This is a genomic window from Shinella sp. GW835-FHT14H05 (assembly GCF_058793575.1).
On record NZ_JBXAFY010000002.1, the window covers coordinates 464,365 to 486,020 of the forward strand.

Genomic DNA, 21,656 nt, shown 5'->3' on the forward strand with positions numbered 1-21,656 from the left:
TAACTAGCGCAAATGTGGCGGCGGGCGGAATTGGATGGAAGCGGGTTTTTGGCGCGGGCGGGCGGGCTGGAGCCAGGTATTCCAGCCGAGCCGGCTTGCCTTCGGCTCTTCGCGATGCCCGCCGAGTTGCAACGCCGGAACTTGGTCGGGCTTTAGTTCCAAGCGGATGTTGAACATCTTGTCAGCGCCGAGCGCACCCGCAGCAAGGTCCGTCAGCAGGCGCGCGCGTTTTCCATCCGGCAGCAGCGAACGGAAGGAGGGATAATCCAGCGCCTCCAGGCAAATCGTCACGGCGGACTGGATGTCGAAGGTCTTGGTGCCGATCACCGCGTCGTCGCCCAGGCGCGCGAAGGCGCCTTTCGGCTGGGCGCGGTCAGGCAGGCGCGTGCGGTCGGAAGACGCGATCGGATACCATTCCCCGGAAAACTGCTCAACGCGCAGCCGATGGCCGAGCGCACCGGAGAGCGCCCGCTCGATCGCCGTGGCGGAGCGGCCCTGCCGGGCAAGCAGGCCACCGAAGAAGACGAAGGCGTGATCGCCGATATGCGTCCGGTTCGCTGTCGCCGGAAGCCCAAGCCCGACGAGGGATTTCAACGCATGGTCGATGGTGGCGGGGGTGCCAAGCTGGGCCGCCCGCTCGCGCTCGATGGCGGGACGGTATTTTGCCCAGGCGTTGTAAAGCAACCCGGAAAGCCGGTTGTTGAAGACGTCGAAGAATTCGCGCAGCGCAAAATTGCGCTCCCGCACGCTCACCTGCACGAGTTCGCTCAGCGCATGCGGCAGCACGCCCGAAGGGCCTGTGAGGCCGACCAGCGTCTGCGTCATCTCGACCGGCCCGCCACCACGTGGCCTGCGCACGGAGAGAACCTCGGCAGAGGCGAAACCGAGTGGCACCGACGAGCGGATTTTTAGCGCCGCGCGCTCTGGATCCACGCCCTGCCCGACGGGATCGACCGGCTGGTGCGAAACGTCACGCCCCTCCTCGGCGCCGAGCGCCTCCAGCAGGCGAACCATCTGGAAGAGCTCGAAAGCCTGCGGTGCCTCAAAGACACTCGCAACTAGAGAAGAATTCGATCGCCTGCCCGTGCCGGCCATGTCTTCAGCTTTCCGCTTCGCCCCCTCACCAGGGCGGTGAGCCGTGAGAATGAATTGACGCTCGCATAGAGACCCAGGAAGCGCTCGATGATGCTGGCCATCAGGAAGACGCCGTTGCCGGAGAAATTGCTCTCCTCGAAGGTCATCGTCACATCGACCCCCCGGCAGAAAGCGCTTTGGCCAAAACTCCTGACACGCGCCGTACCGCTTTGCGATGACAGCGCCGTGATGCCGTCGATCAGGGCGCGGGTTTCGGCGGAATTGCGGAAATCGTAGAGCAGCAGGATTTCCTTCAACGCCTCCACGCCGCCATCCGATACCAGCGAGAGATGGTTGAGTGCCAGATGCGAGATCAGCCGCCAGCGCCCGCCCTGGCCGTAATGCGGCCGGATCGTCGGGGTCGGCACGGTGAGGAGCCGCATGGTCTTTACCATCGGCACCGGCTCGACCATGCGCAACTGCGGCTGGCCGCCACCGAAGGGCAAACGTTCCGGCCGGTTGCGGTTGAGGCAGAGCGTCTCCACCGAAAGCACGTCGTCGGCAATGGCCTTCGGGTTGAAATCCGGATCGGAGAGCGAGAGGAACACCTCGCTGCCGGGGTTCTCTTCCTCGGCCTGCCGGCGATGGGAAAGCCACCAGGCGGCCGACCGTTCCTCGCCGCGTAGCGCCTCGCCATCGGCGCCGTGGCGGATTCCGTAGAACGGCAGCAGCGCCCGCGCGTCGCCTTCGGCGGTTACGGTGGAGACGCCTTCGATGCTGTAGACTTCCAGCGCATGCAGCCGGCGGCTATCGGGCACGACGCGGTATTCGGTGACGGTCCGGTCGAGCTTGATCGGCTCGGCCGCCTGCGGAAACAGGTTGACGATCGGCGTGCAGCCGAGCGCGAAAGCGGCGGCCGTCAGCGACCGCTCAAGGCTCGGCACGGAGCGGTTGAGATAGATGAAGACGTCGAGGGTGCGGCCCTTGCCGGCAAGACGGGCCACGTCCGGGAAGGCGAGATCGACGAACAGGAATTTTTCCGGGAAGGCGAAATATTCGGTGAGCAGCCGATAGGCCGGGTGCGAGGCCTGCGGATAGGGCAACATGCTCTCGTCCTGGCCGAAGCCGCCGGGCGACAGGGCCGAGGCATCGAGCATCGCCGGATTGCGGTCGTTGGCGCCCTCGGCAAAGGCAACGGCCACCGCATCGTTCAGGAGAAGCTCGTAGAGGGGATAGACGAGCTGCGGCTGGCCGCGCAGGAAGAAGCGCAGGCGGCCGGGATTGTAGCTCGAAAAATCCAGGCCCTCGCCCGCCATTTCCAACGTGAGGCGCAGGCAGCCCGCCGCATTGTGCGCCTGCGGCGTTTCCGGCGCCGTGATGGGGCGACCGGTCAGCGTTGCCGAACGCACCACGACCGGGTGCAGCGTGACATCGAAACAGGTGGAGAAGCGGCAGCGCTCGCCATCGACCGGCTCGGTATCGAGCAGGGTGCCAACGGGCACGTGATGGGGTTCCTGAAGCTCGACCTTCGGATCCAGCTGGAGGATCGACATGGAGGGGATCGGGCGGTCGAAATGCGGATAGAGGATGCCGAGCATGGCATTGGTCAGCTCGGGAAAATCGTCGTCCATCTTCTGCCGCACGCGGGCGGTGAGATAGGCGAAGGCCTCGATCAGCCGGCCGACATGCGGGTCTTCGATCGCATCCTCGGACAGCCGCAACCGGCCGGCAATGCGCGGGTTTTCCGCGGCAAAGGCGGCGGCGGCCCTGCGGATGCTGAGAAGTTCGCGGTTATAATGGACGAGCAGATCATCCGACATGGGCTGGCCGAACCCCTCTCCAACGCCTTGTCGATTCGTAACGGTATCCCGGCGGTTGCGCGGACATTGGCGTACTCCTTCTCACCCTGTCAAGGAACCGTCGGGGCCTCGTCATAGGGTTGGGCACGTGAAATCGGACAGGGTGTCCCGTGCGAACGGATTGCGGGTCGCGGGCGCCGTCAGCCGCATGAGAACCGCGCGGTTGCCGACGCGGAACTGGTAGGTCACCACGTCGGTCGGGTTCTTGTCGACTTTGCGGCCCTGGTCGAAAAGCCGGAAGAGCGCCCAGGCGCCCTGCTCCGTCAGGATATTGCGCTGGCCGGCGACCTCGGGCGTCATCGACATGGAGGCGCCCGCCACCAGGTTTTCCGGCGGCCAGAGATATTGCGTGCCCGCCGGCGGGCCGTGGCTGTAACTGGCCACCTTGCCGCCAATATCGAGCAGGAAGGCCCGCGCGGTCGCATCGAGCTTGCCGACCTCGACGGTGAAATCGACATTCGGTTTCTCCTGCCCGGCGAAGAAGACCGTCTCGATATCGTCCGCCTTCTCGAAGGCCGCGAGCACGGCATCGGGGAAACCGAGACCGAATTGCTGGCCGGCCTTCCAGCGCCAGGGCTTCGTCGTCCGGTCTATATAGGGTTTCAGGTAGTCGTTGCGGAACCCGGCAATGGCGCCCTGCGGCCCGAAGAGCCGCGAAAAATCGTCAAGCGAGGCGTCGTTGATGCTCTCGGTGTCGAAGGGATAGCGGCCGATCGTCGTCGCGGTGCAGAGCGGCAGCACCGTGGAGGTCCAGATTTCCGCCAGCCGCTCGCGCGAACTTCCGCCTGTCACCGCGCCGACCTGGCTGAGGATGCGGGCGAAGAAGGGCTGGATGCTCGGCGGCAGCTTGCCGTTGCGGTCAGTCAGCTGGCTGAGCAGCGTCTGCGGCTCGGTGCCGAGTTCCAGCACGTCGCCGCCGGCAGCGACATGGTTGAGCTGCCGGTAGAGTGGCTCCAGCGCCGCCAGCATGTCGTCGACGGGCGTCTGCTGGCCCTCCGCCTTGGCAACGACCGCCTCGCGAAAGACCTTGAAATGATCGGTCACCGACTGCGGCACGTTGACGACGCGGCGCGGCGCCCGGACGGTCTTCGTCACCTGCGTCAGTTGCTCGGCGACCATGGCCTCGATCGCGCCTGCCGCGCTCGACGTCAGGTCCGTCAGGTCCACCTCGGCCGCGATGGCAACGAAGAGTTCCTTGGCGGGCGACGGGTTGCCGGCAACGATCGCCACGGCATCGGCGAGGCGCCGCGGATCGGTCTCGCCGGCAATGCCGAGATCGGCGAGCAGGCTGTCCCAGCGGCTCATGTAGTTGACGCGGTAGAGATCGGCCAGGCCATCGCGGATGCGGCCGGCCTCGCGTTCGCGGTCGAGCGCCGTGTCCGGCTTGCCCATCACCCAGAGGTCGGCGGCGAGCGCCAGTGCCGCATCGCCCGAGGCGCGCATCATCACGCCGAAACCGTTCTTTGTATAGATGCCCTCGATGCCGTCGAAGAAGCTCGCGCCGCTCACCCGCGCCAATGCTTCGGGGCCGGCCAGCCCCATATGGTCGACCGGCCGCCACATCGCCATCCCCTTCACCGCCGGGTAGGTCTCGGCCATGTCGTAGGCGAGACGCGCGAGGCTGTAGTCAGTGATGCGCGCGCGCGCGTTTTCGATGAGCGCACCATCGGAGGAGGGCGTGGGAATGGCGACCGAGGCGAGCTCGGAGAAGTGGTCGGCGATGCGCTGGTCGACCGCGTCGCTGCGGTCGTAAAGCATCCAGTTCGCCGCGAAATCGGGGCCGAGCAGCGCTGCGGTCTCGCGGCCGGGCGGGCGTTCGCCGGTCAGCATCAGGTAGAACTTCAGCTGGGTGAAGCGCAGGGCGGCCGGCGTCTGCTGGTTCGCCAGGCCCTGGCGCAGATATTGCCAGACGAAGGGGAAGAACAGGTTGGCGAGTGCCTTGTCATAGGCCTTCCGCGCCTCGCCCTGCACGGAGGATGGGCTGTAGAGGCCGAAGGTCGCGCCGCGCGGCTCCTCCTTGGCAAGGGTCGCCAACCGGTCGAGCACCGCAAGCACCGGCTCGAAACGTGTCGAGAGGCTGCCGGCCGGCACCGCCTCGGCGATGCGCCCGCGCGCCGCCGTCGTCTGGTCTGTGACGCTGGCCACATAGGCGCGCCCGTCGCTGAAGCCGAGCCACCAGAAGGCGAGCACGGTGAAAGCCGCGATGCAGAGCAATGCGTTGATCGCCAGATCCTTGAACCGGGCGGCCACCAGCGCCGGCCGCGTCAGGCCGCCGAGATCGGCCTCCGGCAGGATGACCTTGCGCAGCAGCCCGAAGAGGAAGAACGGCCGAACACGCCGCGCGCCCGGATCCGGCGCAAGCGCCAGTGTGGCGGGGCTGCGGCCGAACAGCGGGGCGAGCGAGCCAGCGAGCGCATCGACATTGTCGCCGGTCTGGCGGCAGGAAACGAAGAAGACGCCGCGCATGTTCGTCGCCGCGCCAAAACGGTGCAGCGTGGCGAGCTGCTGCACAAAGGGCTGGATGCGCTCGCGCAACAGGGCGAATTGTGCGGGGAATTCGAAGGTGCGGCGGCGGCGCAGCTCGTCCGGCTCCTCCTGCAGGCAGACGAACTGGCGCTGCGCGATGCGTTCAACAAGGCCGGCAAAACCCCGGTCGAGCGCTTCGGCGGGGCCGCGGGCATCACCACCGAGATCCGGCGCGATCGGGATGCCGAAGGCGGCCGCGCGCTCCTCGGTCGTCAGGTCCTCGAAAATCTCCTCGAAACCGACGACCCGGTCGAGCTTGGTGACGACGATATAGACCGGCGCATTGGCGCGCAGATGCTGGACGGCCTCGTCGAGCCGCTGGCGGATGGCCGTGGCATAGGCGACCGCCTGTTCCGGCAGCATGGCCAGCAGTTCATCGACGCTGAACGCCACGACGATGCCGTTGACCGGCTGGCGCGAGCGCAGGTGGCGGATGTGTTGCAGCGCCTGCTGCCAGAGCTGGCGCGCCTCGGGCGCCTCGCTGCCGGTGAGCCGACCGGAAAACTCCACCAGCACGGCCTGGTCGCTGATGTGGAAACGGGCGGAGGGGGCCTCCACCGCGCCGTCGCTCTCAAAGGGCAGCGTCAGGCCGCTGGCGCGCACCAGCGAGGTCTTGCCGGCACCGTCCGCGCCAAGCAGCATGTACCAGGGCAGCGCATACCGCGCGCTGACGAAGAGATCACCATGGCCGCGTCGGAGCAGGCTCATTGCCCGGCTTGCGGCATCGCGGAAGGCGGAAATCTCGGCGTCGACCGCCGCCCGGTTGCGGTCCGTCCGGTCCGCCGCCTCTTCTTCCTGCTTGCGCAAAGCCGCGATCAGCGCCGCCTCCTCGCTGCTGCGCTTGGTGCGCATCAGGAAGCCGAGGCCACCCCAGGCGAGCGCCAGAAGCAGGAGCAGCGTGAGGCGGGCGGCGGCCGATCCAAGCGGGCGCACCTCGCCGAAGGCGATCAGCGGGCCGATGAACCAGATGAGAAGCGCCAGAAGCAGGACGACGATCGTCAGGATGACGCTCGGGCGGCGCAGGGTGCGCCCGAATTTCCGCAATCTCGCCCGCACGCTCACGTCAGGCTTTCCCGGTAGGCGATGCGCCTGCGCGCCGCGTCGACATAGGCCCGGTCGATGGTGAACCCGCCCGCCTCGTCGATCGCCTCCAGAGCGCGGGCCACGAATTCGCCGTCACGATCACCGGCGATCGTCGGCGCACGCTTTTCGAGCCAGGTCTTGAGCTGCGGCGATGCCGGATTGTCGGCAAGCGCAATCAGGTCCTTGAGGGCGGCCGTGTCGTTGTTGTCGTCGACGAGATCGGCCTGGAGCCAGGCGGCGATTTCCGGCAACAGCGCATTGGCCCGCACGGCGCGTTTTGCGTCCGCAATGCCGTCGCTGAGCATCGCCCGCTTGTCGAGCCAGAATGCATAGGCGGGAACCGGGCGCTGGCCGTCGAGCATCACGCCAACGGCATCGAGCCGTTGCAGGGCGGCGAGCAGCACCGGCACATCGGCCCGGCGCAGCGGTCCCTTCAGTGGTGCTGCATCGCCGATCGCCTCCTGCACCTGCCGGCGCAGGCGGATCTCGTTGTCGAAGGTCGAGAACAGCACATAGCCGCCGGCCGCGCAGGCAATGACTGTCGCGGCGATCGGCAGCCAGTAGAGGGCCGACCGCGAGGCACCCTGCCGGTCCTTCAGCACCAGGCCGGCCTCCGGCAGGATCGCCTTCTTCACGGCACCGCTGATGAAATAGCCGTGGTTCAGCTCGTCATCCACGCCGAGATCGGGCGGCAGCATGCCGCTGCGCGGCATGGCGAAACGGCGCGACAGTTCCGGCAGCAGCGCGTCGATCGACAGCATTTCCTGCCGCGCGCTCGTCATGAAGACACCGCGCAGCAGCACGCCGCGCCAGGTGCCGTTGCCCAGCGGCGTCATCGCGTCGATGAGCGGCATGACGATGCGCTGGATCGCAGCGATCTGCGCGGAAAAACCGTGGATGTGGCTGCTCCGGATCGGCTCGGATTCCTTCGACAGCAGTTCGATATGGCGCTTGCGCATGGTCTCGACCATGTCGCCGAAACCCGCATCGATCTCCGCATGCAGCGCGTCGACGGTCTTCGGCTCCCTGGCGTCATGCGGCAGGGCGAAACCCCAGGGCTGCGCCCGGTCGGCCGGCTCGATGCGCTCGAAGATCTCCTGGAAGCCGGGCACGAGATCGGTGCGCGACAGGAGCACATAGGCGGGCAGCGTCTGGTCGAGCATCTCGTCGGCCTGGCGGAACCAGGCGGCGATCGTCTCGGCGGTCATGCGCTGTTCGAGCTGGTCGGCCAGCACGAGATCGGCGGGGCTGACGACGAGCATGATGCCGTTGACGGGGAGTTTCGGCCGCACGGCGCGGAGCAGCCGGAAGAGTTCGCCGGCGTCGTCCGACACCTGTGCCTCGACGAAGACCGCATCCGGCCCGACCCACCAGTTGGCCGGACCGATGGTCTTCGGCATGCCGAGGCGCATTTCCGCGCTTTCGAGCAGGCAGGTCTTGCCGCTGCCGGCCGGGCCGACGATCAGGAAGAACGGCACCGAATAGCGCCCGCGCCGGCCCTTCAGGCCACGATCGGCAAGGAAAGCGCCGACCTGGCGGCGCAGATCGCGCAATGCCGGCGTTTCCGGCGTCGAGCGACGGAAGAACAGGCGCGAAAAGACGACCGGCAGCAGCGCCCAGACGACCACCGGCAAAAGGGAGAGCAGAAGCCCGAGATCGGGATCGGCGACGAGAGGTTGCTTCGCCAGGAACCAGCTCGCGGCCGCAGCGGCCGCAAGTCCGAGAAGCCAGAGAATGAGCAGCCACGGCCTCATGGGGTCTTTTCCGCGGGGATCTGGAATTCGACGCGGCGGTTGCGCGCCCGGTTCTCACGGCTGTTATTCGCGATTAGCGGGTCGTTCGCGCCGCGGCCCTCGAAGCTCACCCGCGCGGGGTCGTCGACATGGCGTTGCAGCATCTGCGCGGCGGAGCGGGCGCGGGCAAGCGAGATCGCCATATTGTCGCCGAGCGGGCTTCCCGCCCCGACGGGCGTATTGTCCGTATGACCGACGACGGCGATCTTCCCGCTTTCAGCGTTCAGCGCATCGCCGATGCGGGTGATCAGCGGCTCCTCGCCGAGTGAGAGGTCGGTGCCACCCGAGGGGAAGGAGGCCTTCAGCATGCGGATGACCACCAGCTCGCCGACGCTTGCGACCTCGACGCGGCCATCGGCGATTTCCGGCGCCAGTGCTTCCGAAAGCCGCTCGACCTGCGTCTTGCGCACCGGCGGCACGGGGTCGGGGATGGTCGGGATGCCGGCCTGTTCCACCAGAAGCGGGATGGCCGGGACCAGTGCGGCGATCTCGGATGCGGTCTGCTCCATGCTGGAGCGCAGGCTGATCGAGGAGAACGCCCAGACGACGGCGAGAAGCGCCAGCAGCACAAGTGCGGCCAGCCACGGGGCCGCCATGCTGCGCGGCGCGCGGTGCGGTGCTGCCGCACTCTGCCAGACCTGCGAAAGGTTGCGCTCGTAGGGGCCGCGCACCCGGCGGATGACGCGGTAGAGATCCTGCCGCAGCCGGGCGAACTGTCCCTGCCCGCCATCCATAACCCGGTATTTTCCGCTGAAGCCGATCGACAGGCAGATCGCCATCAGTTCGAGCACGTCGATATTCTGTTCCGGCTGCTGCAGAAGCTGCTGGAGCAGGTCATAGAAGCGCTCGCCGCCCCAGGTCTCGTTATAGAGGATGGAAACGAGGCTCTGGCTCGCCCAGCCGGTCGTCGCACCCCAGCGGGTGTTGAGGATGATGTCGTCGATGACGGCGCAGAGCGCATAACGCGACACGCGCACAAGCCGGTCCGGTGTATCGCGCGCCATCGCCGCCGTCTCGAAATTGCGGATCTCTTCGAGCACCCGGCGGCGAAATTCGGCGATATCGTCGGGGGCCGCGCTCTCGTTGAGCCGGCCGGCAAGCCAGAGCAGCGGCGAGGCTGCGCCCACCAGCGGGTTGACCGCCGCAAGCTCGAACGCCTTTTCGATCGCCGGATCGCCGCGATGGCGCGCGCGCTCGACGGGCAAGGCGTCGAGGCCGAAATCGAGATCGTCCTTCTCGCTGGCCGCAGGACGGCCGCCGAAAAACCCGCCATCGCCGCCGCCGAAGCCGCCGCGCGGCAGGCTTTCCTGCCCGAAGGTCGTCGACTGGCGCGACGGCTGCCCGCCCAGCGGCCTGCGGATCGTATCGTCGGCACTCGGAAAATCGGCAAATGGATCGTTCACGCCCGCCTCCTCAGTCCTTCACGGCCCAAAGGTCGAGCTCAAGCGCCGGGAAGTCGCCTGCGACATGGATGGCGAGGCCGTTGCCGGCCGCGACCTGCTTCCAGATCGGGCTGGAACGGTCGAGTTCGAAATAGGCCTTGCCGGTATGGTAGGGGATCTGGCGCGGCGCCACCGGCAGCGCACGCAGCATGATGCCCGGAAGGGCGGCATTGACCAGCTCGGTGATCTGCTCCGCCGCGCCGATCTTGAACTGCCCGACGAGCCGGCGCACCAGGGCTTCGGCCGGCATGTCGGCCTTGGCGGCGAGGATGAAGGAATATTTCGAATAGATCGAGCGGTCGGAAACGTCGGCGACGCGGATGCCGTAGCGATGCTCGACGAGCGGGATGGTGATGGCGCTGCGCTCCAGCACCGCGCTCAGCGCCTGGCGCACGGCCGCGGCGACCGGGGCGAAGGCCAGTTGCAGGCGCTCGTGGTCGTAGACCGGGAAGGGCCGCGGCCGGTGGCCGGCTGCGGTGAAGGTGGCAAGCTCGCCGGCAAGCCCGATCATCGACGTGAAGAGCCGTTCGGGATGGACGAAGGTGGCCGACGCCATATGGGTGAAGAGCGGCTGCCAGCGGTTGATGGTCTGGAGCATCATCATGTCGGTGATTTCGGCGGCCGTGCCGACATTGGTGCCGGCCAGCCGCGCGGCGATCGCCTCGCCGCGGTGGTTGAGCAGGCCGACGATTTCGGTGAGCAGGCCGGACAGGATCGGCGAGACGGCGCAATCCATCGCCGGCGGCACATAGCTTTCGTCGAGCACCACCGAATTGTCGCTGCGCACCTCGACGATGCGCGCGAGCCCGATGCCGACGAGGCCGCTGCGGTCGCTGGTATCGAGCGCATAGCGCAGGCGCAGCTTGCCGACATTGATGGGGGCCGCCGACACGTCGCCGCTGTTGGCATCCGACACGTCGATCTCGGCGAGCGTATAGCGGGTCGTCAGTTCGGCCTCGGCGTCGGCCGCCTCGCGCCCGCCCGGCTCCGTCAGCGGCAGGGTGAGGTAGAGTACCGCGTTGCGGACGTTCTCGCCGAGCATCAGCGGCGCGAGGCGCACGCTGTCGTCGGGCAGCGAAAACGGCGTGCCATCAGCAAAGACGCCGGCCGCCCGCTCGACGGCGAACTGGCCGATCGAAAGAAGCTCGCGGTTCAGGCGCAGCTCCGTCAGGCCCCAGCCATGCGGCACGAGCGCTTTCGTCCGGGCCCTCAGCTGGCGCTCGAAATGGCGAGCCTCCTGCTGGAAATGCTGGGCACGGATAAACATCCCCTCCGACCAGATCACCTTGTCATCGAACGACATGCATACCCTTCCCTCTGCCGGCGGCGCAGGTCCATCCCCGCGTCGCGACCGACCTTGCCCCTCTCTGCGAACCGTCTCAGTCCTGTGGCCCCATCTCCACGGACAGTGTCTTCAGGTCCACCTTGAGCTTGAATTTCTTGTCGCCCGGAAGCCCGACCATGGCGCGCCACTTTGCCTCTTCGAAATTGCGGAACCCGACGACCACCGCGATGATCGTCGTGCCCTCGATCATATTGGCCTTTATCCGCTGCACCTCCGCCGGCGCCAGATAGAGTTCCGTCTTGCCCAGCATGGTCGGCCCGAGCGTCTCCGCATCCGCCTCCCAGAGCTGGCGAAAACTGGCATTGGCGAAGGCCGTCTCGGCGTTCAACTGGTAGAGCCGCATGACGACGGGTTGCGGCAGGCCGTCCGGCCCCGGATTGACCAGCGGCGAAGCGACCGCGATGACGTCGATGCTGGCTTCCGCCGGCGCCGGCTTGATCTCGATCTCCTTCGGCGGCGGCTTCTTCGGCATGAGGCCACAGCCGGGCAGCGCGAACGCAAACAGGCACAGGCACAACAGGACGAAGAGGCGCGAGACAACCGCGCGCATCCCGATCGACCACCGCCCCGCCGGAGAGTGCTCGATCGTCAACCTGACTTCTCCTTGCGAAGAAGTTCAACCAAACGCCCCTCGAACCTACGCTTTTCCTCTACGGACAAAACCAACATCGCCGTTTCAACAGCCTTAGCAAACACCGCCGCATCCAGCCCGAGGGCCTCCGCAGCGAAATTCGTCCCAGTATCGGCTATCGAGGCTACCGCCTCGCCCGCCGCATTGGTACGCGCAATCGAGGCATTCCCCATGCCCCCGGAGATATCCACAGGTTTCGGCTCGCCATGCCGGCCGTCAGCCGTGGGTATCCACCAGTCCTGTAGGACCGCAACCTTGTCCCGGGCATTCTCTGCCGCCGTATCCGGCAGGATCGCCGCCTTCACGGCCTCCGCGGCCTGCTCGTCGAAGCCGAACGGCCCCTCCGCGAAGGGATCGTCCGCGACGGGCAGCGGCGCGACGCCCGGCGCCGCCGTCTCGATTGCGACCGCGATGATCGCATCGCCGAGCGTCAGCACATCCTTGTCAACGAGCGTGCGGGAGGCTTCACGCCCCAGCGGCACGCCGTTGACCAGCACGCCATTGGTGGACATGTCCGTGAGCAGGAAGCCGCCGGCCTGCCGCTCGATCCGGCAATGCCGCTTGGAAACGACACGCTCGGGATCCGCCAGCACCCAGTCGGCATCCTCCGACCGGCCGATGACGAGGGCTCCCGTCTCGACGGTTCTTTCCCGCAGGCCGGTCGCCAGGCGCTCCGGGCCTTTGAGTACGAGTCGCAATTGCATAGCCTACCCCCGACGGCGACCCGTTTTCCCGCCTCGCAGGGAATCACGGAATCGCTGGCTTGGCCGGATGTTACCCCACCGTTTTACGAGCGACTACCAGATATGCGGAATAATACATGCAGGATCGGTCGTGCAACCGGACATGCCAGGGTGCTTCTCCGACCGAGCCCGTGCGCCGCAGGCTGCCGGCGGCGAGCGGCCCTTCGGAGAGCAGCAGGTCGAGGATGGCCTCTGGGCTGCCGGCATGGACGGAGCGCTGCGAATGACCGCCAAGCCAGGCCTCCACCGGCGTCACCTGCCCCGCCCAGTCGAAGGGCACGGACAACACGGCGCTGCCTTCGTCCACCAGCACGCGGCTGATCTCGACGAGGCCAGCGCGCGGATCGCGCATGCAATCGACGACATTCATGCCGATGGCGAGCGCGAAGGTGCCGGCGGTAAAGGGCAGTGCCAGCGCATCGCAGAGCCAGACGTCGCCGCGGCCCTCGGCCCCTTGGCGCAGCGGATAGGTGCGCCGATCATAGACCAGACCGATCCGGCGCAGGCCGTAATTGACTTGGCCGCCGACCACGGCCTGTCGGCCGGTGCGGGCCAGCGGCACGGAAAGGTCGATGCCGAGCACGTCGCGGCCGAGCCGTTCGGCGGCGTCCACGACGGTGCGCCCGGCGGCGCAGCCGATATCGAGCACCGGGCCATCAGGCAGCCCGTCGCCCAGCATGTCGAGCGCCTGCGCGAGATTGCGCGACACCGCTCCCGGCACACCGCCGCCCGGCACCGGGGGAAAAGCCACGGGATCCTGGTCGCCCCAATGGTCCCAGGCATAGGAGGAGACGTGCTGGCGGATCGATTCGAGGCCGCTGCCCGGCCCCGCCGCATCCCCAAGGAGGCTCTCGACCGCGGGCGTGAGGTCGTTGCGCGCCAAGAGGTAGAACAGGTTGTCCTGCACGAAGCGGCGTACTTCCGGCACGATGATCGGCATGCCGTCGATGATCGGGAATTCGGAACCGCAGGCCTGGCAGCCGAGGATGCCGCTGGCGACATCGCCATGCGCCTCCGTCTCGACGACGCTCAACACCAGCGGCGCGTCCCGCCCGTTCAGGCGGCAGACGGGGCAGACCGGCCGTAGTTTCTCGAAATGGGACAGGCGCACGTCAGCCGCCAATCATCACGGTCGGGCAGCCAGGCGGCAGGATTTTCCCTACGGGGCTCGGGATCGGCGCAACGCAGGCCGCATGCATTGTCATGTCATTGATTCGCGCTGCGGGCAGGTTTCCGATCAGGACCGTCGCGGAGCCCATGCTGATCATGCCCGGCCCGCCAGGAACGCAGCCTGGCAGGGAGCACAGAATGGTCATGTCCGTAACCCTTGCGGCAGGCATGTTGCCAATCAGCACTGTCGGCAAGCCGCCGATGATCGCCAGCGGCAAGGCCGGATGCGGCACGGGTGTCGGAACAAGGGCGGCCGGATGGATCGGCGCATGGCAATGCGGCGCGTCCTGCTTGACCAAATCCCCCATACGCGCGGCGTTCATGATGCCCTATCCGTCCTGCTGGCCAACTGTTTTTCGAGGCTCAACACGTTCCAGCCATTACGACGGCAGTAGGAAACCCTGTCAAGCAGCGTGCGGACGAAATGCATGCCGAGCCCGCCGATCTGCCGGCTTTCGAGGTCCGCGTCGAGATCGGGTTCGGGGATGCCGAGCGGATCGAAGGGGCGGCCGTCGTCCTGCACTTCGATCGCCAGGCGATCGGCGGCAATCGACAGCGACAACAGAATCTCGTGCGCCTCGCCGTCCTCGAAGCCGTAATTGACGGCGTTGGTGAGGATTTCGTCGAGCGCGACGTCGATGCGCGTGACGTCCTCCTCGCCGACGCCGTGCATTTCCAGGAAGCGCCGCACCTTTTCGGCCGCGACCTGGATGTCGCCATGGCTGTTGCCGATGGAAAAGATCGTCTCCTGCGCCAGGCGCCCCGGCGTCTTGAACAGCAGCGCGCAGGCGGCGCCGGAGCGGCTGCGGTCGATGCCGTCGCGGATGAGCCCGGTAATGTCCTTCGATGGTGCAGTGGCTTTTGGCGCATCGATATCGCCGGCGGCAAGCCAGGCAACGTCGCCGGACACCATTTCCCGCTGATTCGTCCGGCCGGAAATCGTCACCACGGCCTTTCCGCGCGCCGCATAAGACACCTTTCCGGACACCACGTCGAGAACGAGCAGGCCGATATCGAGGCCGGCTGTGTCGACGTGTGCCGCAAGCGCCTCCAGCGCCTGCCCCGCGCTCAGGGTCGTCGCGACGACCGCGCGCAACAATTGGCGCAGGCCTGTCGCGCGCAGCGCCGCGTCGATATCGCCCCCCGCGACGCGGGCCGTGCTGATCGCGAGCACCGAGCGGGCCGGCCAATGGTGATCGTAGAAGGAGATCGACCCACGCCCGTCGCCGGCGCCGCCCTCCAGCTCGGCCTCGCGCCGGACGGGGAAACGCTGCGGCGAGAGCGACGCGCGCAGATGCGCGACAAGGGCTTCATCCGACACTGCCATCACGTCGTCACCCCAAAGCGTTTCAAAAAACCTTCTGGCAAGTCGTATAACTTTCTGAAATCATCACGCCACAAAGTGATCAACAGGAAGCCCGAGGTCAATATCATCATGAACATTGCCGAGACGCGGCAGGCAAACAGCCTCGTCGTCGCGCCCACCGGGCGGATAGACAGCCAGACCTCTCCGGTTTTCGACAGGCACCTCTCCGCCATCATCGAACGGGGCGACGTGAACCTGATCATCGACCTGGCGGGCCTGGAATATATCAGCAGCACTGGGCTTTCCGCCTTTCTCTCCGCAGCAAAAAAGGTTCGCGCGGCAGGCGGACGCATGTCGCTGACCGGGCTGAACAGTCGTATCCGTCTGGTCTTCGAAATGAGTGGTTTCTTAAGGTTGTTCCCAATCTATGCCAACGTAGATGCCGCACTCTCCGGCTGAAGGCCGATAGGGCGGTAGACTTTTACGGGAACTAGGAATTAGAGTTGCCCGTCATCTTGCCTATATGAATTGATTCTAGTCATCTTTTTGCGTTGGTGCGGATTGTCGCGTCGGCGCGGCAAAAGCTGGGGGGCCGCTTTGCTAAACGTAGATCTGCAATCACTCGTGGGGCGTCTGAACGCACTTTGCCGTTCGACGCTCGAAGGCGCGGTCGGGCTGACGCTTTCGCGCACCCATTACAATGTCGAAATCGAACATTGGCTGACGAAGCTGGTAGAGGCGCCCGACAGCGACGTCGCGGCCATCCTGCGGCATTTCGAGATCGATTCGAGCCGCCTGCTGGCGGATCTGACCAAGGTGCTGGACCGGTTGAAGACCGGCAACAGCCGCTCGCCGGCGCTGACGCCGAACGTCGTCAAATGGATCCGCGAGGCCTGGATCTATGGTTCGCTGCAATCCGGCGACACATCCATCCGCAGCGGCTACCTGCTCGTCAGCCTACTCGGCGACGATGCGCTGTCCGCTCTGGCGCGTGACGCGTCCTCGCAATTCACCCGAATCAATGCCGAGGTGCTGAAGACCGGCCTGTTGAAGATCGTGTCGGGCAGCAGCGAGGCTGGCCAGTCCGCCTCGGGCGGCAAGGCAACCTCTTCTTCCGGTGACGCGCCCGCATCGTCCGGCTCTGGTGTCGTAAGTGGTTCCGCGCTCGATCAATACACGATCAACCTGACGGCGCGTGCACGCGACGGCAAGATCGACCCGGTGCTCGGCCGCGATTCCGAGACGCGCCAGATCGTCGATATCCTCACCCGCCGCCGCCAGAACAACCCGATCCTCACCGGCGAGGCCGGCGTCGGCAAGACGGCGGTCGTCGAGGGTTTTGCGCTGAAGATCGCTGCCGGCGAAGTGCCCCCGGCGCTGGCGGACGTGGAACTGCTCTCGCTCGACCTCGGCCTGCTCCAGGCCGGCGCCGGCATGAAGGGCGAATTCGAGAACCGGCTGAAGAAGGTGATCGAGGAGGTCAAGGCCTCGGCGAAACCGATCATCATGTTCATCGACGAGGCGCATACGCTGATCGGCGCCGGTGGTGCCGCCGGCCAGAACGACGCCGCGAACCTCCTGAAGCCGGCGCTGGCGCGCGGCGAGATGCGCACGATCGCCGCCACGACCTGGGCGGAATACAAGAAATATTTCGAGCGCGACCCGGCACTGACGCGCCGCTTCCAGGTGGTCAAGGTGGAGGAGCCCGGCGACGAGGCCGCCATCGCCATGATGCGCGGCCTGATCCCGACGCTCGAACGCCATCACGGCGTGCGTGTGCTCGCAGAGGCCGTGGAGGACGCAGTCCGGCTGTCGCGCCGCTACATTCCGAGCCGCCAGCTGCCAGACAAGGCGGTGAGCCTGCTCGACACGGCCTGCGGGCGCGTCGCCATCGCGAGCAACGCCGTTCCGGCCGTCGTCGAGGATCGCCGCCGCCGGGTCAACATGATCGACACCGATCTTGGCGTGCTGACGCGCGAAACCAAGATCGGCACGGACCATTCCGGGCGTATTGCCGATCTCAAGGACGAGCGGGTGCGCGTTTCCGAAGAACTCGAAAAGCTCGAAGAGCAGTGGAACCGTGAAAAAGACCTGGTCGGGCAAATTCGCGCGCTGCACGATGCACTGACCGGGCCGGACGACGCACCTGCGGGCGAAAAGACCCCCGAGGAGATGAAGGCCGAACTGGCGACGCTGACGGCCGAGCTGGAAGCACTACAGGGCGAGACGCCGCTGATGCGCGTGACGGTCGACGGCCAGGCGATCGCCGAGGTGGTCGGCAACTGGACGGGCATTCCCGTCGGCCGCATGGTTTCCAACGAGATCAAGACGATCCTCGCCCTCAACGACAAGCTGCGCGAACGCGTCATCGGCCAGTCGCATGCCCTGGAAGCGATCGCCGAGACGATCCGCACCTCGCGCGCCAAACTGCTCGATCCGCGCAAGCCCATCGGCGTCTTCCTGATGGTCGGCACGTCCGGTGTCGGCAAGACCGAGACGGCGCTGGCGCTGGCCGACCTGCTCTATGGCGGCGAGCAGAACCTCACCGTCATCAACATGTCGGAATTCAAGGAGGAGCATAAGGTCTCGATGCTGGTCGGCTCGCCGCCCGGTTACGTCGGTTACGGCGAAGGCGGCGTGCTGACGGAAGCCGTGCGCCGGCGGCCCTATTCGGTGATCCTGTTCGACGAGATGGAAAAGGCCCATCCGGGCGTGCAGGACGTGTTCTACCAGGTGTTCGACAAGGGCATGCTGCGCGACGGCGAAGGCCGCGACATCGACTTCAAGAACACCGTCATCATCATGACCTCGAATGCCGGCACCGACCTCATCCACCGCCTCTACGCCGATCCGGCCAAGCGGCCGGATGTCACGGAGCTGACGGAGGCAATCCGGCCGGAGCTGCTCAAGAGCTTCAAGCCGGCCTTCCTCGGGCGCTGCTCGGTCGTGCCCTATTTCCCGCTCGCAGACGACGTGATCCGCAAGATCGTCACGCTGCAGCTCAACCGCATCCGCAAGCGGTTCGCGGAGAATTACAACGCGACGCTCACCTGGGACGAGACGCTCGTCGAAGCGATCGCCAGCCGCTGCACCGAGGTGGAAAGCGGCGCACGAAACATCGAGTACATTCTGTCGCGTGGGCTTCTGCCGCGGCTTTCGTCGCATGTTCTCGCCGTCATGGCGGATGGCGGCCAGATCGGCGGATTGAAAGCCGTGCTCGATGAAAACGGCCAGTTCGAATTCCACGCGCAAACTTCGGGCGATACGGTCGTGCAGCCGGACCAACCGCCGGAATTCGTGGCAGCACAATGAAGGCAATCCGGGGCGATTCTTAATAGTCCTCGTCTATCGACAACACCTCCATCAGGATACCAAGGGAGCTAACTATGGCAGTCTATCTGAAGTACGAAGGCATCGAAGGGGAAGCGACGCACGAAGCCCACAAGAAATGGATTGACGTGCAGTCCCTGCAGTTCGGCGTTGGCCGCGGCATCTCCACGCCCACCGGCGCCAGCACGAACCGCGAATCCAGCCAGCCAAGCGTCAGCGAAGTCGTCGTCACCAAGACGCTCGACAGTTCCTCGACGGCGATCTTCGCCGAGTCCGTAACGGGCACGGCAGGCAAGAAGGTTGAAATCCACCTCGTCAATACGGGCGACCCGGGCGACACCTATGTCGAATACACGCTGACCGACGCACTTATCTCGGGCTACAGCGTCTCGTCTGGCGGCGACCGTCCGACGGAATCGATCTCCATCAACTTTACCAAGATCGAGTTCAAGTTCACGGCATTCGACGCGAAGAACAAGACTGCCAGCCCGAAGGTTGTCGGTTACAACATTGCCACGGGCAAGAAGATCTAACGTCGGTAGATTTGCCTTCGCGGCGCGGTCTTCTCGCGAAAGCGGGCCGCGCCGTAGGCTTCGACGGTGGCGGCTTGCCCGCCTCCGTCCTATTCAAACGACGTCGATGCGTGCCGCGCACACATCCTTCGGGTAGCAAGACTCTATGGCGACGACCCTAGCTCAAGAGGACCATTGGATCACCCTGGAGACTCCTCTTGGGAAAGATGCCTTTCTCGCGACGGAAGCGCGCGGCAAGGAAGGCATTTCCAACCTCTTCGAATTCACCATCAGCGCCCTGTCCACCCGTGCGACGATCGATCCAAGTGATCTGCTGGGCAAGAGCGTGACGCTCTCCATGGCCAGGCCCCGCAGCACGCGCCGCTATGTCAACGGCATCGTCACCGCCTTTTCCGCCGGCGCTTTCACGCGCAACGATTACCGGCTCTATACACTCGTCATCTCACCCAGCCTGTGGCTTCTCAAGCGCACGTCCGATCACAAGGTTTTCCAGGAAAAGACCGCCGTCGAGATCGTCGAGCAGCTTTTGGCGGACAGCGCCATCACCTTCGAAAAGAAGCTCAACGCTACCTACGATCCTTCGGAATACCGAGTGCAGTTCGGCGAAACGGATTTCGACTTCTTCCAGCGCCTTCTCGCCGAGGAAGGCATCTTCTATTTTTTCAAGCACGAGGACGGAAAGCACACGCTGGTGCTGGCCGACAATGCTTCCGCCTACGCCGAATGCCTGCAGGATACGGTCGAATACCGGCAGGGCCAGGAGGAGGCCGTAGACGGAGTCCACACCTTCGACAGCGGGGCGAGCCTCACCGATGCGATGTGGCATATCGAGGACTACGACTTCGAAAAGCCGGCAAACACGATCGAGGGTGAGCGCAAGGCGAGCCAACAGCCGGCAGCCGGAAAGAAATGGGAGCACTTCCGCTTTCCCGGCAATTCCGTCAAGTCTGACACGCTGAAGCGTTTCGCCACCGTCGCCATCGACGCCGCCGAGGCAGGCTTCGAGACGACGACCGGAGGCGGCACATGCGCAAGCTTCACGAGCGGTCATGCCTTCACGCTGAAGGCTCACCCCGTGGATGGCGAAAACCGCCGCATGACGCTGACCGAGATACGTCATGAAGCTCTCGACCGCGCGTATTTCAACATCCGGCCCGGCACGGAGGGCAAACCGTACTATCGCAACACCTTTTCCTGCATTCCGGCAGCGCGTATCGCCCGTAATCCGCTACCGACGCCCAAACCCATCGTGCAAGGTCCGCAGACCGCCCTCGTCGTCGGGCCTTCCGGCGAGGAAATCCACACCGATAAATACGGACGCATCCGCGTGCAGTTCCATTGGGATCGTTACGGCAAGAAGAACGAGACAAGTTCCTGCTTCGTGCGCGTGGCGCAATCGCTCGCCGGCAGCAACTGGGGCTCCGTCTTCGTGCCGCGCATCGGCATGGAGGTCGTCGTGCAGTTCCTTGACGGCGATCCGGACCGCCCGTTGGTAACGGGCGCCGTCTACAATGCCGACAACATGCCGCCCTGGGCTCTGCCCACCAACATGACGAAAAGCGGTCTGCTGACGCGCAGCAGCAAATCCGGCCAGACGGCGAATGCCAACGAGCTTTCCTTCGAGGACAAGAAGGGCGAGGAGAAGATCACCTTCCACGCCGAAAAGGACTTTCTGCGCGAGGTTGAGAACGACGATACGCTGACCGTCGACCACGACCAGAAACGCACGATCAAGAACGATCGCACCACGGAGATCACAGAAGGCAATGAGACCTTCACGATCAAGAAGGGCAACCGGACAGAGAAGATCGAGACCGGAAACGAGACGCTCGACATCGACAAGGGCAAGCGCACGGTGACAATTGCCACCGGTGGCGACACGCTGACGCTCAAGCAAGGCGACCGGGCGGTGACGTTGAACGTGGGCAGCGACACCCTGACCCTTACCCAGGGCAATCAGACAACGAAGGCCAGCGCCGGCAAGATTACCCTCGAGGCGATGCAGGGCATTACGCTGAAATGCGGTAGCAGCACAGTGGAGCTCACCCAGGCCGGCATCACCATCAAAGGTGTCACGGTGTCGATCGAAGGCTCCGCCCAAAGCGAGATCAAGGGCCCGATTGTCAATGTCGCGGGCGATGGTATGGCCATCGTCAAGGGCGGCATGGTCAAGATCAATTAGGGGTAGATGGTGAAAATCCAGACGGAAGCCTTTCGCAAGGTGACAGCCCAGACGGCACAGGATATCTGCGGCCGGGCGGAGCTTTCAGCCGAGGCCCTCCCCTTTCTATTGCCCACCCTGTCGCCACAGGGTTTCCTGTCGCTTCTGGTCGAGGCGGAAAACATTGGGGACGCCATACGTTTCCTCGCCTTCACCTTGCCGATCCGCGAGGCGATCTGGTGGTGCTATGTCGTCGCTAAAACCAGCATTCCGGCACCGACGGAGCTGGAATTGCTGTGCCTGGAGCGTACGGCCGCCTGGGTCTACGAGCCGGACGATTCCCGCCGCCGCTCTTGCATGGAGTGCGCCGAATCGGCCAAGTTCAAGGGGGCTGCGGCCTATGCGGCACTCGCGGTCTTCTGGTCGGGCGGAAGCCTTGCGCCGGAAGGCATGCCGGACGCAGACGCCGACCCTCGGTTGGGGCCGATCGGTGCCGGGGCGTCGGTGCTGCTGTCGATTACAGCAGGAGATGCTAAGAACCTTGTGGAGCGCTTCGAGACAGCGGTGACACGAGGGGTGAACATTGCCAATGGCGGCAACGGCTGGTTGCCGGGCGAGCGGCCGACGGGAAGCAATTGATCCCAGCCGAATCGAGAGATT

16 protein-coding genes are annotated in these 21,656 nt (G+C 65.5%); 5 read left to right on the forward strand and 11 right to left on the reverse strand.

Annotated elements, in window-relative coordinates; translation table 11 throughout:
* Nucleotides 1-3: 3 nt before the first annotated feature.
* From tssG to AC1Q6Z_RS09665, 11 genes are all read right to left on the reverse strand, one after another.
* Nucleotides 4-1,095, reverse strand: coding sequence for a type VI secretion system baseplate subunit TssG (gene tssG, locus AC1Q6Z_RS09615; protein ID WP_492647609.1), 1,092 nt, complete (start codon nucleotides 1,093-1,095; stop codon nucleotides 4-6).
* Entirely contained in the window at nucleotides 1,059-2,894 is a 1,836-nt protein-coding gene (tssF, locus tag AC1Q6Z_RS09620) for a type VI secretion system baseplate subunit TssF (RefSeq protein ID WP_492647610.1), read from the reverse strand. Before tssF ends, tssG begins: the two co-directional genes overlap by 37 nt.
* A gap of 111 nt (nucleotides 2,895-3,005) precedes the next feature.
* The gene (gene tssM / locus AC1Q6Z_RS09625) at nucleotides 3,006-6,521 is read right to left on the reverse strand and encodes a type VI secretion system membrane subunit TssM (protein WP_492647611.1); all 3,516 of its coding nucleotides are present in this window, start codon (nucleotides 6,519-6,521) and stop codon (nucleotides 3,006-3,008) included.
* Nucleotides 6,518-8,296, reverse strand: a complete 1,779-nt coding sequence (locus tag AC1Q6Z_RS09630; protein ID WP_492647612.1) for a type VI secretion protein IcmF/TssM N-terminal domain-containing protein — start codon at nucleotides 8,294-8,296, stop codon at nucleotides 6,518-6,520. The genes tssM and AC1Q6Z_RS09630 overlap by 4 nt, the downstream gene beginning before the upstream one ends.
* On the reverse strand, nucleotides 8,293-9,738 hold the full coding sequence (gene icmH / locus AC1Q6Z_RS09635; RefSeq protein WP_492647613.1) for a type IVB secretion system protein IcmH/DotU: 1,446 nt from the start codon (nucleotides 9,736-9,738) through the stop codon (nucleotides 8,293-8,295). The genes AC1Q6Z_RS09630 and icmH overlap by 4 nt, the downstream gene beginning before the upstream one ends.
* A gap of 10 nt (nucleotides 9,739-9,748) precedes the next feature.
* Nucleotides 9,749-11,080: a type VI secretion system baseplate subunit TssK gene (tssK, locus tag AC1Q6Z_RS09640; RefSeq protein WP_492647614.1), complete on the reverse strand. Its 1,332-nt coding sequence runs from the start codon at nucleotides 11,078-11,080 to the stop codon at nucleotides 9,749-9,751.
* 76 nt (nucleotides 11,081-11,156) lie between these two features.
* Nucleotides 11,157-11,714, reverse strand: a complete 558-nt coding sequence (gene tssJ / locus AC1Q6Z_RS09645) for a type VI secretion system lipoprotein TssJ (protein WP_319312599.1) — start codon at nucleotides 11,712-11,714, stop codon at nucleotides 11,157-11,159.
* Entirely contained in the window at nucleotides 11,711-12,451 is a 741-nt protein-coding gene (locus tag AC1Q6Z_RS09650) for an FHA domain-containing protein (RefSeq protein ID WP_256114931.1), read from the reverse strand. Before AC1Q6Z_RS09650 ends, tssJ begins: the two co-directional genes overlap by 4 nt.
* Before the next feature lie 76 nt (nucleotides 12,452-12,527).
* Nucleotides 12,528-13,607, reverse strand: a complete 1,080-nt coding sequence (locus AC1Q6Z_RS09655) for a methyltransferase domain-containing protein (RefSeq protein WP_435264626.1) — start codon at nucleotides 13,605-13,607, stop codon at nucleotides 12,528-12,530.
* Between the two features lies 1 nt (nucleotide 13,608).
* Nucleotides 13,609-13,989 carry a PAAR domain-containing protein gene (locus AC1Q6Z_RS09660; protein WP_256114933.1) on the reverse strand — a complete coding sequence of 127 codons (381 nt, stop codon included), beginning with the start codon at nucleotides 13,987-13,989 and terminating at the stop codon, nucleotides 13,609-13,611.
* Entirely contained in the window at nucleotides 13,986-14,993 is a 1,008-nt protein-coding gene (locus AC1Q6Z_RS09665; protein ID WP_492647615.1) for an ATP-binding protein, read from the reverse strand. The genes AC1Q6Z_RS09660 and AC1Q6Z_RS09665 overlap by 4 nt, the downstream gene beginning before the upstream one ends.
* Between AC1Q6Z_RS09665 and AC1Q6Z_RS09670 the strand changes: the two genes are divergently transcribed.
* From AC1Q6Z_RS09670 to AC1Q6Z_RS09690, 5 genes are all read left to right on the forward strand, one after another.
* Nucleotides 14,961-15,431, forward strand: a complete 471-nt coding sequence (locus AC1Q6Z_RS09670) for an STAS domain-containing protein (RefSeq protein ID WP_256114935.1) — start codon at nucleotides 14,961-14,963, stop codon at nucleotides 15,429-15,431. The genes AC1Q6Z_RS09665 and AC1Q6Z_RS09670 overlap by 33 nt on opposite strands.
* A gap of 165 nt (nucleotides 15,432-15,596) precedes the next feature.
* Nucleotides 15,597-18,284: a type VI secretion system ATPase TssH gene (gene tssH / locus AC1Q6Z_RS09675; protein ID WP_492647616.1), complete on the forward strand. Its 2,688-nt coding sequence runs from the start codon at nucleotides 15,597-15,599 to the stop codon at nucleotides 18,282-18,284.
* A 74-nt stretch (nucleotides 18,285-18,358) separates the two neighbouring features.
* Nucleotides 18,359-18,835 carry an Hcp family type VI secretion system effector gene (locus AC1Q6Z_RS09680; RefSeq protein WP_256114937.1) on the forward strand — a complete coding sequence of 159 codons (477 nt, stop codon included), beginning with the start codon at nucleotides 18,359-18,361 and terminating at the stop codon, nucleotides 18,833-18,835.
* 145 nt (nucleotides 18,836-18,980) lie between these two features.
* A complete protein-coding gene (locus AC1Q6Z_RS09685) occupies nucleotides 18,981-21,017 on the forward strand; it encodes a type VI secretion system Vgr family protein (RefSeq protein ID WP_492647617.1) in 2,037 nt (678 codons plus the stop codon).
* 6 nt (nucleotides 21,018-21,023) lie between these two features.
* Entirely contained in the window at nucleotides 21,024-21,635 is a 612-nt protein-coding gene (locus AC1Q6Z_RS09690) for a DUF6931 family protein (RefSeq protein ID WP_492647618.1), read from the forward strand.
* Nucleotides 21,636-21,656: the final 21 nt, after the last annotated feature.